This window comes from Actinoplanes sp. NBRC 103695 (assembly GCF_030269485.1).
Lineage (GTDB): Bacteria > Actinomycetota > Actinomycetes > Mycobacteriales > Micromonosporaceae > Actinoplanes.
In genome coordinates, this window is record NZ_BSTL01000032.1 from 50,517 (window position 1) to 64,456 (window position 13,940).

Here is a 13,940-nt window from a genome sequence, read left to right on the forward strand (position 1 = left end):
CACCGCGGGGGTGGGCCCTGCGGGCTCACTCCGATCGGCCGGCCCCGGCGGATCAGGCCAGCCCCACTCGGGCGCCCGCCCGAGCGCAGGCCATCACTGCTCTATGTGGAGGTTTTCCATCGTGACCACCGTCGCCAACAACACGACCATCACCGAAACCGCTACGGACAACGACGTTGCCGAGCCCGACCAGGCCACCACCGAAGCCGGCACCGAGCTGGTTCCGGCTGAGCCCGCTCTGATCGGCGAGGTGATCGAGGGGCCCGTGCACCTCAACACCGGCGAGGACGGCAACCCGTTGCCGTTCCGCGCCGGGCTGCTCGACGCCCGCTTCGTGCACGAACCGCAGGGCTTCAAGCGCACCCACCTGGGCGACCTGGACGATCTGATCGCCTCCGTGCGCCTGATCGGCGTCCGCGCCCCGCTGGTCGTGCGCTCCCTCGGCCTTTTCCCGGCTACCGACGCCAACGGCGAGCCGGACGAGGACGCCGAACCCGTCGAGCATTTCGCCGTCGTCGACGGGCTGCGGCGCCGCCAGGCGGCCATCGAAGCCGGACGCTTCGAACTGCCGTGCTTCATCGCCGGCACCGACGACGACATCCAGCTCATCCTGCACTTCCTGGAACTCAACGACCACCGCAAGGACCTGGAGGGCATCGAGCAGGCCGAGGCCTACCAGATGCTGCTCGACCTCGGTCTCAGCGAACAGCAGATCGCCGACGCCCGCCGCACCGACGTGGCCCAGGTCTGCACCGCCATCAAGGCCCGGTCCCTGCCGAGCACCGCGCAGCGTGCACTCAACGCCGGAACCCTCACCCTCGACCAGGCGCTCGCGCTGGAGGAGTTCGCCGACGACGAGGACGCCCAGAGCAAGCTGCTGGACAAGCTCAAGAACGAGTACGACTTTAAGCACGAGCTGTCACGGCTGCGCGACAAGCGCACCTACGCCCGCAACCGGGAGGTGGCCAAGGCGCACCTGGTCCTCGAGAACGTCGACGTGACACCCAAACCGCGCGGCATCGGCTACGACGGCACCGCCGTCCGCGCGGACCTGCTCCTGGACGCCGACGGTCAGCCGGTCGACGTCGACGCGGTCAAGACCCAGCCCGGCTTCCACGCCTACGTGGAGAAGGACGGCGGTCAGGCCCGAACCGTCGTTTACTGCGACGACCCGGCACAACACGGCTACACCCGCCGCAAGGAGGTCGCGGCGGCGTACCGCGGGCTGAGCCCGGAGGAGCTTGCCGCTAAGGAACTCGCCGAGCAGCAGGAGCAGGAGCGACTCGAGCGGCTCACGCTGGCCGCGACGGTGCGCCGCGAGTTCATCGTCGCGAAGTTCGGCACCGCCAAGGGCGCCCGCGCCCTGTTCGTGCCGGCGCTGCGGGCGGCCACCCTCGGCAAGACGATGGGCCGCTCCGACGACCTCGACGAGTTGTACCGCGCTCTCGGCGGCTCCGACAACGGCACCCTCGCCAGCGCTGGGGAGGACCGGCTGCGCCGCAGCCTGGTCGCCAAGTACATCTGCGCGCTCGAGTACAACCTGAGCGGCACCACCCAGCCGCACAGGATGTGGATCTACAAGGAACTGGCCGTCGCCTGGTACGACGAGCTGCGCCAGCGCAACTACCCGCTGACCGACGACGAGCAGGATCTCTACCTCAGCTGGACGGCAACAACCGCCGCAGAGGACGACGAAGATGCCGAGATCGACGAGGACGACGACACCGATGGCGAGGGCCAGGACGCGGACGAGGTAAGCGCAGACAGCACAGTGGTCTCCGGCGTCGAGGAGGCAGCCCCGTCCGGCGAGCACGACGAGCACGACGATGTGCTCGCGGAAGGCGGGGATGAGGCGGATGGCGTGGTGATCGAGGCACCGTTCGACCGCCACGAGGTAACGGCCGACAACACCGATGAGCTGCACAGCCCCGCCGGAGTCTCCAACGCTGCCTGATGCTCACGTGTGCTGTGTCCCTCGCCAGGTCGGGGGACACAGCACGCTGCGCACAGACCGCGTCAGGTGCGGTCGAACCAACCGCCGCTCCCGCCGCCATCGGTGACACACCGCCAGAGGTCCACGCTGGCCAAGGGCGGAGCTCGGAGTCGTGAGTCGGGTGCGGTCACCCGCCGTGTTGGTACCCATCGTCAGACGGGTCAGGGCCCGGACGACCGCCGATCTGCTCGGCGACAGCATCCGTGGCGGCCCTGCACCGTGGCGGCGCACCGACCAGCTCTTGTCATCCACCACCTCGGCGCGCCGCATTGGCGGGCCGAGGCGTCTTCCAGTTTCGGAGTTACGCCATGAAGCCATGGTTCACTGCTACCACGCCGCCGTCGAACGTCTACACCGTTCGGCGACCTCTATCAGATACCGAGCTGCAGAACGTTCGTGAGCGGATCCATGGTGATGCCAGTGGCCCGCACGAGCTGGTCGAGGCTGTTGTCACCGCGGTGTTCGACGCTCTCCTGTCCGGGCACGGACGGACCTACCGTGACCACCGCGACGACCCGCTGTTCGACCGCAACAGGTACGCGATTCCGATCAGTCAGTGGACCGCCATCGTCACCACGATCGTCGACCGGGCCTACACGTGGGGCGCGGCTACCTCCACCGGCATGAACCTCGCCGCGCTGCTGCCGGCCGGTTACGACGACCCTGCCGTACCCACCCCGCTGCTCAATCCCATCGAGGACCAACCTCATCTGGTGCGGCTGGACATCAGCCGTGACGCCGCCGCCACCGTCGCCGCCTGCCAGCAGCACCTGGTCGAGCTCGCCGACGCGTACGGCACCGAAAGCGACCACTACCGCAACGCCGCAGCGAGCTGGTCGCTGCAGCTCACCCACCTCATCAGCGTTCCGCCAGGCGCGCATCGGGTGCTGCACCCCGACGGACCGCTCTCGCTGTATGTCAGCACCAACGATGCGAGCCATTACGGCGTCGCCTTCGAGCCGATCGCGCGGCATTGCATCGTCGCGGGCTGCCATGCGGTTGCCGTAGCGGACGGCCAGTGGCAGCCCAGTCGTCCTGATGCCACCGTGCTCGATCACGAGCACCAGCCCAGCTACCCTGCCGACGGACCGCAGCCCGGCCGTTGGACAACCCGGCCCTGACCACCCGGCCTGACCACCCGCACGCATGCCGGCCGATGTCGGCCGGCATGCCGCAACCCTCGCGGCCGCCGGCACCCACACCAGAGCCCAGCTTTCCAGCGGGTGTGAACACGACGGTGCTGTTGCCCTGCTTGCAATACCGATCACCGCGGGGCCGTGTTCCGCGACCGCGGAACGCGGCCCCGCATACCGCGGTGACCGCCGCCGTTCACCGCGACCAACCCGGGCTCCACCACTTCCCACTTACGGCTGTCCACGACGCCGATCAGTAGACCCAGTCGGCCTGCTCATCTGCGCGGTCGTGCAGCACCGCCATCATCCAAGGAGCCGTTGTGCCTCACCCCTCTCGTCTCGCACGCAGACCTGGCATCTGTGATCCGCGTTCGGCGCCGGCGCCGCGGTCTGGTCACCGTTGCCCCGCCGCGCTCTACGGCTGCGTCGTGTCTCACATACGCCTCGTCGACCGGTCCCAGCGAACCGGGCGTTCGACACCGCGCCTGCTGATCGCGGTTCGTCGGCCTTCCGACCGTGGCAACGCCTCTGGGCGAACTCTGCACGTGTGCCCCGCGGCCCGTCAGTGCCAGCGCTGTGCAGGTGAACGGTGAACGCCTCCTGGCCGACCAATCCGATCGACCGGATCGAACCAGGGCCGCCGGTTACGACGGCAGACCTGGTGGCCGCCGCGATCGGCTACGCCGCAGCGGGTATCGCGGTGCTGCCGTTGCACACCCCGGGAGCGGATGGTGCCTGCAGTTGCCGAGCCGGTAAGGCCTGTGGCTCACCGGGCAAGCATCCCCGCGTTCGTCGCGGCCTGCACGATGCCTCCCGGCAGCCGGAGGCCATCCGGGCGTGGTGGGCGCGGTGGCCGCACGCGAACATCGGCCTGATCACCGGAACGGTGCTGGACGTCTGCGACATCGACACCAGCAGCGGACTGCACATCGTTCTCGACCTGCTCGACGTGATCCGCCCGCCCGGACCGCTGATCCGTACCGGCTCCGGCTGGCACTTGTGGTACGCCGCCAGCGACCTGGCCAGCCGCGTCACGATCGCACCCGGGGTCGACTGGCGCGGTCGCGGCGGCCTGGTCGTCGCCCCGCCGTCGCTGCACCACAGCGGAACCCGGTACACATTCCAGCAGCCCTGGCAGCACGCCGACCTGCCGGTCTGCCCGCCGCAACTGCGCGCCCTGATCCTTCCCGCACCGCCGCCGGTCAGCGCACCGGCGGTCCCGATCGCGGATCTGGACCGCTACGTGCAGGCGGCGCTCGACGGGGAAGCCGATCGCGTGCGTCGTGCCCCGCGGCCGGTGATCAGCGGCGGCCGGCGCATCAGCGGCGGCGGCCGCAACGACGCGCTGAACCGGGCCGCGTTCCGGCTCGGGCAACTGGCCGCGTACACCCCCATGGACGAGGCAGCCGTGCGCCGCGAACTCACCGAGGCTGCCCTGAGCGCAGGGTTGAGCCGCGCCGAGATCCAGCGCACCCTGTCGTCCGGGTGGCGAGCCGGGTTGCGTCATCCCCGGCGCCTCGATACCCGGCAGAATGCCGTCGCACGTCGTGTCAGGAAAGTACCGGTTCAGACCTGGCCGGGACCACACAGCTGACGCCAGCGGGGCCGTCACCCACCGCACTTCCCCAGCTCGACCCCGCCCAACGGCAGGACGGCGCCCGCTCACTATGTCGCGGCGCGACGACCCCCACGCGACCCGCATGCCGAACCTGCATTGCGTGGCCCGAGCCAGCGCAGGCGGGCCGGTCCCCACGGGAGGGCAACGACGGCTGCTCCGAGACGTGCACACGTGACGGTCCCGTCATCCCGGCTGGGGCGGTCCGAGGACGTCGATTGGTTCCGCTGCTGAGGGACCCGAAGGTCAGCCCACCCAGGCCAGGGGCAGCAAGCCCCGGCAGAACATCTTGGCCAACATCGCCTCGCTTCGCTCGACGCCAAGATCTTCTGACTCGAACGGGGCCTGCGCCCCTCGGCCTATGTGCGGGCTCTGACCGGCCCCGTCAGCGCGGCACCGCGGCGCCCGGATCACCCGATCCGAGCAGCTTCGCGGACCGCATCGCACCACGTGAACGGGAGCTAAGTACATGTCGGAGTTCAGCTTCTCCTTCGAGGGCAACCTCGCCTTCAAGCCCGAGCTCGAGATCACGAAAAGCGGGCAGATGCTGTGCCGGCTGCGGGTCGCCCACAATCGTCGCCGCAAGGTCGGAGGCGACTGGGTCGACACGGCCCCCATGTGGGCGCAGGTCACCGTCTGGGGTGAGCTCGCCGAACGGTGTGCCGAGTTGAGTAAGGGCGACACCGTGGTCGTCAGGGCCCGCGACGACTTGAACGTGTGGGCCTTCACCCGACCGGACGGCACCCCCGGTGGCCTCCTCGAGGTCACCGCCGAGAACGTGTCGGTGTCCATGCGCTTCACCGGAGCCCTCCCGGTGCCCAGCGACCGCCCCGCCGGCGACGCGTGGGATCCCGCCACCGCCGAGCCCGAGGCCGAGCGCGAGTTGCAGGCCGCCTGACCGCCAGCCCGGGGCCGGTCATCCGGCCGGCCCCGGCCTCCTTGCCGACCAGTTCGAACCACCTCCGGGGAGTTGTCGTCATGAGCCAGGGACCGTCGAAGCAGATCTTCTCCAGTCTGATCCAGGGCACCGTTCGGGGCCGCTACGAGCAGGGACACACCAGCGGCGGGCGAGCCTTCGTCAAGTTCCGCATCGTGCACCGCACCGGCTACCGCAGAGACGGCAAGTGGGTGCCCACCACGCCGATGGAGTTCGAGGTGACCTGCTGGGACGAAGATCAGATGCTGCTCGCCCGCTCCCTGCGGCCCGGCGCCGAAGTCCTCGTCACGGTCAAGAAGTTCTTCGCCTACCTGGACCAGAGCGACGAGCCGGTCATCAACATCACACCCGCCGACATCGTGGTCCTGCCGGGCAGCACGCCCGCCCCGACCGCGCCGCGCCGGCAGCGCAGCGGCGACCTGGTCGTCAGCCCTCACGGCGAGAACATCGCCGCCGCCAGCTGGCCTGACGTCGTGACCGACCCGCAGCTCGTGCATCACCGCTAACCCGATCGCATCCAGGCCGGCCCGCGTGTGCGGGCCGGCCTTTCGTCGTTCAGGAGGTCCGCTGCTTGACAGCATTGCCCAACCCCTGCGGCGCCGCCCTATCCGGTACGCCGATCCGGCTCACGCCGATCCAGGTGCGAGTGGTCACCTGTTGCCGCGGCTGGTACTTCGAGCACAGCGCCGAGTGCCGGACGCCGCACGTGGCTCGGCCGTGCAGCGACTGCTACGCCGACCCCGGCACTCCACACATCTACCCGTGCTGCTCGTGGTTCGACGCCGAACCGGTCGACGGCCCGGATGAGACGGCGCCGTGGCCCGATGCTGCCCGCTGGCCGGGCCATCCTCTCGCCGACTAACGCCCGCCTCGCCCACGACGAGCACCTGTTCGGCTTCACTCCTCGGCGGAGCGCCGCCGGTTGCATGACATCAACGCCACCCGATACACCTGGCGCCCGGTGTCATAGACGAATTCCACTGCATACGTGCGTCAGCACGACCGAACCCGGCGGGTAACAGTCTCCGCCGCCAGAAACACCTGAGTAGAGGAGACGGAGGGCCGTGCCGAACAAGGCACCGGCGCGGCGCAGGCGGCCCGGTGCTCACCGGGTGTGTCAGCCCGGCGAACCGGTCGGCGCAGCCGGCCCGGCGAACGCGGTGGCGACACCCGGCCGCCGCGTTCGCCAGTCCTCAGTGATGACCGGCCCGGCAACAGTCAGGCAAGCCGGCAAAACATCTTGGAAGCGCAGCACTAACCCTCACGAACGCCTCCCGTGCTGCGCTCCCAAGATCTTTTGACCCGAGTGCTGGCTTGCCAGCCGCCGCCGTGCCGTTCCCCCGATGGCCTGTCAGCGCGGCAACCCCGGTGCCAACCGGGCAGACGCCGCACCCTCCGCTACCCGGAAGGCAGCGCCATGAACGACAACACCGAGGCCACCACCACCGAGCCGACCGCCCCAGCCACCGACCGCCGGTCGCTGCGCGCGACCACCCGTCACCTGGCCCACCCGCTGGTGCACGTCGCCGGGCTGCTTGCCGCGCACGTCGCCGCGCTGGCGGTGCTGGAGAAGACGCCGCTGCTCGCCCTGCTCTCGCTGCACTGATCTCCCTGCGGTCCTGGTGGGTGTGCCGCCTTGGCGAAGCACCCGCCAGGACCTACGCGCGTGCACGCAACGCGTCAGCGACGGCGCCTCGATCTCGGAGGCGCTGCTACGCCGTGCCATAGGCCTTGCCACCAGACCGCTGTCACCCAGACTCAGCAAGGAATCAAACGATGGATGACGCCATATCCGTGACCGGCCCTTACCGCCCATCGCCTGCAGTGCGACACTGCGACGCCGGTGGACACCGGCTCGACCCCGGCCAGCCATGGTGGCTGATCTCCGAACCCCACCGCGGCTGGCTCCACAACACGGGCGCGTCATGCGCAGCCCACCTTCCTGACCAGCGCACATCGGTAGACGAGGGTCGCCTCTATCGCGTCGGCGACTTGTTCGACTCCGACCGCCCAAGCTGGCCACAAGGCTCGCACCTGTGGCTGGACTCCGACGGCGGCACCCGGCTGGCGATCTTCCTGACCGCCCCGAGTCGGCGTGAGATCTCCGCCGTCGAGTCCGGCACACCACGCTTCGCCTGGACTGAGCAAGGCGTCAACGGCCTGCTGTTGTTCAAGTACGGCGACTCGCCGTGGAACGACGCCCCGTTCAACCCGAACCGGCTCAGCGAACCCTTCGCCGGTGTGCCGATACCGCGCGGCACCCACAGCCAAACCCTCACGTTCCTGGTGCACGCCGGCACCGGGCGCATCGCCGCGATGAGGATGTTCACCTGGCCGGCGTACTTCCTCAACCACGTCGTCAACTCCGTGCACCGGCTCGCTGCACGCGACTACAGCGACATCGCAGCGCACACAGCACTGCAGGACTTCTACCGCCGCTACCCCGACGGCCCGTCGCTGTACCGCCTCGTCCGCACCCTGCCACCCGACGCCACGTGCACCGGCGGGCAGCGCGAAGACCGTCCTTACTGACCCACCAGGCCACGGTCGCTGACCGAGGCCGCCTCGAGACCGGCGAGCAAAACTGCGGCTGGCCGCCTCGCCTCTTCCTGGCAGCAGCATCCTCCACGCCTGCACGTCGCACACCCTCGTAGCGAGCAACCCACGCAGCGCTGGAGCCGCTCGCTGAGGGACCCGAGGTCAGCCCGCCCAGGCCAGGCGTGCAAGACCCGGCAGAACATCTTGGCCCACACCCATCTCGCTTCGCTCGACGCCAAGATCTTCTGACTCGAACGGGGCTTGCACCCCTAAGCCCACGTGCGTGCTCTGACCGGTCCCGTCAGCGCGGCACCCCAGCGCCGGGGCCCACTCGGTCCCGCAGGGCGGGCCGCATCAGATACAGCCTGATGGAGGCACCCAGTATGACCGAGAACGTCGTCGACCAGACCACGCCCGCCACCGCGGCCGATCAGCCCTCCGCCACTGACGAGCGGCCAGCCGCCCCGCAGGGCTCGGTCTATCTGTCCGACGTCCTGGCCAGCATCCGCCGCCACGTCAGTGCCAACGGCTGGTGCTCGACCGCCGAGGACGTCACGTTGCAGGCGTTGAACGACGGGCTGGCATTCGAGGAGGCCAGCTCCGAGCCCGGATGTGGCCCCTCCTGCAAGCTTTGCTATCCCGAGGCCACAACCCCGGCCGACTCCGGGCCGGTGGTCGAGCGGTTCACCGCCGCCGAAGGCACCGATCCGTTCATCACGAAGGCCCGCCTGAAGAAGGCGATCAGGAAAGCCTACGACCTCGGTTACGACTGGGACCAGTGTCACACCCTGTACCGCGAGCTCATCGACACCTACGAGCTGGACGAGGTGCCGCTTCCGGTGACCACGTACACGGTCGCCTTCACCGTCACCGACGAGCACCTGGACGGCCAGGCGCCTGACGAGGACGGCATGGCACATGCCCTGCGGGCCGGGGTCACGGCCGACTTCACCGTCGCGGCCGAGTCCACCGAGATGGCTACGCCCACTCTGCGGCCGTAGATATCACAGGCGGCTCGGCCGGTTCGCCGGCCGGGCGCCTTGATGGCCTGACTGCTCTAACCGCCTGATCGTGCGAGTTCGCTGGCTACCGCCGGGTGCTTACCGCTGCCCGGTGTCGACATCTGTTCGTCATCGAGGCTCGAGGGCGCCGCGCCAGCGAGGACGGATCTCTGCGATCACCCACTGGAACCGAGTCCTGTACGAAAGGAATGCCGATGGGCGCCTGGAGACTGCGCACTCTCGCGGGAACCACGCCATGACCGGAACCACGCGGCCCGCCGCTGACGGAAGCGGCAAACCATCTTTCCGCACCGACCTGACGGCGTCAGATGAACCGCCCGCACCCCTCCGCGCGGGTCCGAATCTGGCAAGCACGCTGCACGTCGTGCAGTTCTCCGGGGGCATCGGCAGCTGGGCTGCCGCCATGCGCGTCGCCGAAAAACACGGCACCGACAATCTCATTCTGCTCGCCGCCGACACCAAAGCCGAAGACCCCGATCTGTGGCGCTTCGTCGCCGACGCCGGCGTCCACTTCCGCGTCGACCCGGTGATCGTCGCTGACGGCCGTACACCGTGGCAGGTCTTCGCCGATCAGCGCTTCGTCGGAAATTCCCGCATCGCTCCTTGCTCAGTGCACCTGAAACAAAGGCCCTGCCGGCGATGGCTGACCGAGCACGCCGACCCGAACCGCACCGTGCTGTACGTCGGGATCGACTGGAGCGAGCGACGCCGCGTGCCGGCCATCGAGCGAGGCTGGTCACCGTGGACCGTTCGCTTCCCGATGTGCGAGCCGCCCTATCTCAGCAAGGACCAGATGCTGCAGTGGGCGACGGCTGTCGGCCTCACGCCACCGCGGCTGTACGAGCAGGGCTTCGCCCACAACGACTGTTTCGGTGTCTGCGTACGCGCTGGGCAACGCCAATGGCGGCATCTGCTTGAGGTGGCGCCCGAGCGGTACCTGGCAGCCGAAGCCCACGAAGACGAACTGCGGCGCTCGCTCGGTGATGTGGCGATCCTCAAGGAACGTCGCGCCGGTGTCAGCTACCCGCTGCCGTTGCGTGAGCTACGTCTTCGCGCCCAGCGTGCCGACGAAGCTGCCTGAGCAGCTCCACGGCCGTGTGAAGCAGTCGCGTCCGCCAGCCGTGCGGAGATCGCGCCACGCCGCCGCCTCGTTCGCCGATGGCCAGATCGGCTGTACCCGGCTGCCGACCGGGCCACCGAGGCAGACGCCGCACAGGCAGAGACCAGCGCGGCAACACACCGAATCCAGACCGTCGCGACGCCTCGGCGCTCGATCCCACTGCGGGTCGGGCGTCGAGTGGTTTTCGCGCACGGCCAGCCACGGACAAGAATCAGGAGGCCGGACATGAACAACGTCGAATGGGGCGCCATCGAGAGTCAACGCGCTCACCTGATGGCCCCCAGCTACGTGGCCGGCTACGGCCGCCTGCACAACGGCGAATGGGGCGCCGCCGTCGAGAACGTCGTCGTCTACAGCAGCCGCGAGGGATTGCGCGAGTGGGCGCAGTCGATCGTCAACCGGCTGCCCGGTGACCGGGCCGGTAAGCCGCTGGTCATCGTCAACCAGGACCAACAGCAGGCGTGGCTGGCCGGAAGCCACGTACTAGGCGCCGACCCTGAGGAACGAGCCGAGTGGACGGCGACGGTCGAAACCGTCTGCGACCTGATGCAGGCGGTCGCCACGAATCCGGCCACCTTCGGGTGGACTTTCGGCGATGGCGTCACCGAACTCTTCGCCCAGGTCGACGAGGACGGAGGTGACGACGACGCCGGTGGGATGGTCGCCGGCGTGAAGGTCGATGGGTTCTGGATCGGCTGCGAGCCACTCCACGACGACGACCTCATGCGGACCGGCCGCGAAGGCAGCGGGATCGACTTGGCCCATCCGGTACTCATGGTGATCGCCGACCGTATCGACCGAGCGTACTAACCGGGCGTCGCTAACCAGGTCGTATCCGTCAGCTAAGACTCAGTGGCGGCGCGACCAGCAGCGGGTGCGGACGCGCTACTACTTCGTGCACCGGCCAGTCCGCTGGACCATCCCGCACACCGCTCTGCCGTGCCACTTGGCACATCCGGCAGGTCGCGGTGCTCGGCTGACCCGGTGCATCGGCGTAGACCTCTGCGCTGCACAGCAGAACTGGCGAACGCGGCGGCCATCACTGCGGGCCGCCGCATCCGCCGGTCCGCAGTGATGACCGACCCGGCAGTGGCCAGCAAGCCGGCAAAACATCTTGGAAGCACAGCACCCGTCATCAACTACCGGCAGCAGCGCTGCGCTTCCAAGATCTTTTGACCCGAAGACTGGCTTGCCCGCCACCGCCCGCGCCGTTCCCCCCGTGGCCTCGTCAACGCGGCAGCGCCGGTGCAACCGGCGCGAGTCGCGCCAGTTCGCACCACGGAGGCCACTCCATGATTACGCACCCCACCGCCCGCAGCCGCGCCACCACCGGGCTGCGCGTCGCGGTCGTCGGCGGATCGCTGACCGGCCCGACCGCAGCGCTGCTGCTCCAACACGCTGGATTCGACGACGTCACCCTCTACGAGGCCGCCCCCGCCAGTGCCCCCCTCGGCGGCGGGCTGATCGGCTTGGAACACTCGTCGCTGGACATTCTTGACCAGCTCGGCGTACCCCAGGACGAGTTCGTCCGCTACGACTCCGAGACGGTCATGGACATCACCGTCCGCGGGCGCCAGCCCGAGTCCGAACACCGCCACCTGTACGCCGGCCGCAACACCACCTGGACCCTGCTGCACGCGGCCCTGACCCGCCGTCTGCCCGCCGACACCCTGCACAGCGGCCACCGGGTCACCGGCCTGACCGGCGAGCCCGGACGGCCCCTGCTGCACTTCGCCGACGGCGACACCACGCAAGCCGACCTGGTGGTCTTCGCCGACGGCCGCGCCTCGACCGGCAGGCGGCTGCTCGACCCGCAGCGGCAGCTGCACTACGCCGGCTACGTCGCGCACCGCGGCCAAACCAGCACCACCCAGCCGGGCCTGCAGGACTTCCTGCGCTTCGAGCCCTCGCACAGCGGCGTGCAGTTCAACGTGGCACCGATCCCCGGCGGCGTCGACTGGACCTTCTACCTGGGCGCCACAGCCGCCCAGTACAGCGACTTCTTCGGTGCGCCGCCGACCCGGCGCGTGTTCGCCCTGCCCCAGCACGTCACCGACACCGCCCGCAGCGCGGTCGACACCAACGCCCAGCAGTACCTGCCCGACGAGCAAGCCGCCCTCGTACACGCCACCGGCACCCGGATGGCTGCCGCGGTCATGGACATTGACCCCCCGACCCGCATGGTGTGGCCCATCGGTGCCGGTCACGCAGTGCTACTCGGCGACGCCCTCGCACCGGTCCGCCCGCACACCGCACGCGGGGCCAACAACGGCATCGAGCAAGCCGCCGGCCTGACCGCGGCACTCACCCAGCACCGCAAATACGGCGGCAACCTGACCGCCGCCCTCGACGGGTGGCAACACCGCCACCTGCCCGCCGCAGTCGCCGCCGTGCAACTCGGCCCGGCGCTCGGCCACAAGTTCGGCCTCGGTGCCTAAGACCTCCCCGGTACGGGCGGCCCAGAGGCGACCGCGCTTGATGGCGCTGCCGCCTCTGGCCGACCGGCCCGCACCGCACGACTTCGCGTCCGGTGCGAGCGAGGCCAGTTTCCCGGGGACAGCGACCACTGCGCGATGTTCAGGCCAAGCCCATCCGGCCACCTGAAGGACCTGCCGCCGACCGGGCAGCGCCTGACAGGTCGGTGAGCCGCATCAGCCTGCGTACGCACTGCAGCGATCATTTCCCGGCCACCGGCTATGCCGTAAGGGCAGGCGGTCGTTCGGCGCGGCTCGGAACGCTTCGGCCGCCGGGATCACCGGCGCGGCCCCTTACCTCGCCGTCCGGCACGCAGCAGTGGTGACACTCCGGGCGGTGCCACGCTGACGGCTGGCGAGGCAGCCCAGTCCTCGGCTGCCGCCTGGCGGCGATCGAGATGCGGGCGGGCACCGGCGGCCGCCGCACACCGATCGCACCGCCAGGAGGCGACGCCAGGTCCCGAGCCAGCCCTTCGCCGACCGCCGTCAACACCAGGACGCCCGCCGCGAGCGCCACTAGGGCCACTACGTGCCGGACGGCGAGAAGGGTTCTTCGACCCCGCCGGCTACCGGGAGTACCGCGTCGTCCTGAGCTATAGGCGCCGATAGCCGAGCTCCCACGGAGGGCAGTTGCCCTCCGCCGGACTGCCGGGCAACGACCGGCCGCAGGTACAGGCCGGCGCCTGGCTCACGTTCACCCCGGCCGGCCCTAGCGGGCCGGTAGACCGGAGCGACCTTCGGCCGCACTGCAGAGACCCTTTTCCGGCCGCTGGCTACGCCAGGAGGGTAGGTTGCGCGACGACGTCCACCAAATCCGCCGCGGGCGGGTAAATAAATCCTGCACACCCCACAGAATTTTTTTACCCGAAACCCCCGCACCGAATTTGGCTCCCGCCGCCGCGCAACCTGGCGAGCAAGCTCGCCGCCACCAGCCGAAAAAACGCCTCAACACCCAAGCCCACGCCACCCCATCTGCCACAACGGCCAACGAACGCGGGTCGCGGCACTAGCTAAAGACAAATAGAAAATTGCATTTCTTTTCAAAGCAATGTAGACAAAAGGCACTTAATACTGATAGGCTTCTATTTGTTAGCGAGGGCAAACGCTG

12 protein-coding genes are annotated in these 13,940 nt (G+C 69.2%); all 12 read left to right on the top strand.

Annotation, left to right across the window (positions count from 1 at the left end):
- Positions 1-121 precede the first annotated feature (121 nt).
- The 12 genes from QSK31_RS39950 (at position 122) to QSK31_RS40005 (ending at position 12,796) form a co-directional block, all read left to right on the top strand.
- Positions 122-1,954 carry a ParB/RepB/Spo0J family partition protein gene (locus QSK31_RS39950; protein WP_285689972.1) on the top strand — a complete coding sequence of 611 codons (1,833 nt, stop codon included), beginning with the start codon at positions 122-124 and terminating at the stop codon, positions 1,952-1,954.
- 242 nt (positions 1,955-2,196) lie between these two features.
- Positions 2,197-3,114, top strand: coding sequence for a hypothetical protein (locus tag QSK31_RS39955; protein WP_285689973.1), 918 nt, complete (start codon positions 2,197-2,199; stop codon positions 3,112-3,114).
- A 601-nt stretch (positions 3,115-3,715) separates the two neighbouring features.
- Positions 3,716-4,720, top strand: coding sequence for a bifunctional DNA primase/polymerase (locus QSK31_RS39960; protein ID WP_285689974.1), 1,005 nt, complete (start codon positions 3,716-3,718; stop codon positions 4,718-4,720).
- Positions 4,721-5,210: 490 nt separating this feature from the next.
- Complete coding sequence (locus tag QSK31_RS39965; protein WP_285689975.1) at positions 5,211-5,639, top strand: single-stranded DNA-binding protein; 429 nt, start codon at positions 5,211-5,213, stop codon at positions 5,637-5,639.
- A gap of 80 nt (positions 5,640-5,719) precedes the next feature.
- Entirely contained in the window at positions 5,720-6,184 is a 465-nt protein-coding gene (locus QSK31_RS39970) for a hypothetical protein (protein WP_285689976.1), read from the top strand.
- A gap of 65 nt (positions 6,185-6,249) precedes the next feature.
- Entirely contained in the window at positions 6,250-6,540 is a 291-nt protein-coding gene (locus tag QSK31_RS39975) for a hypothetical protein (RefSeq protein ID WP_285689978.1), read from the top strand.
- Between the two features lie 555 nt (positions 6,541-7,095).
- Positions 7,096-7,284: a hypothetical protein gene (locus QSK31_RS39980; protein ID WP_285689979.1), complete on the top strand. Its 189-nt coding sequence runs from the start codon at positions 7,096-7,098 to the stop codon at positions 7,282-7,284.
- A gap of 386 nt (positions 7,285-7,670) precedes the next feature.
- Positions 7,671-8,210, top strand: coding sequence for a hypothetical protein (locus tag QSK31_RS39985; RefSeq protein WP_285689981.1), 540 nt, complete (start codon positions 7,671-7,673; stop codon positions 8,208-8,210).
- A gap of 389 nt (positions 8,211-8,599) precedes the next feature.
- Positions 8,600-9,217 (top strand): hypothetical protein, encoded by a 618-nt coding sequence (locus tag QSK31_RS39990; protein ID WP_285689982.1) that lies wholly within the window; start codon positions 8,600-8,602, stop codon positions 9,215-9,217.
- Between the two features lie 256 nt (positions 9,218-9,473).
- Positions 9,474-10,319, top strand: coding sequence for a hypothetical protein (locus QSK31_RS39995; protein WP_285689983.1), 846 nt, complete (start codon positions 9,474-9,476; stop codon positions 10,317-10,319).
- Between the two features lie 264 nt (positions 10,320-10,583).
- Positions 10,584-11,168: a hypothetical protein gene (locus QSK31_RS40000; RefSeq protein ID WP_285689984.1), complete on the top strand. Its 585-nt coding sequence runs from the start codon at positions 10,584-10,586 to the stop codon at positions 11,166-11,168.
- Positions 11,169-11,650: 482 nt separating this feature from the next.
- Positions 11,651-12,796, top strand: coding sequence for an FAD-dependent monooxygenase (locus tag QSK31_RS40005; protein ID WP_285689986.1), 1,146 nt, complete (start codon positions 11,651-11,653; stop codon positions 12,794-12,796).
- The last annotated feature ends 1,144 nt before the right edge of the window (positions 12,797-13,940 follow it).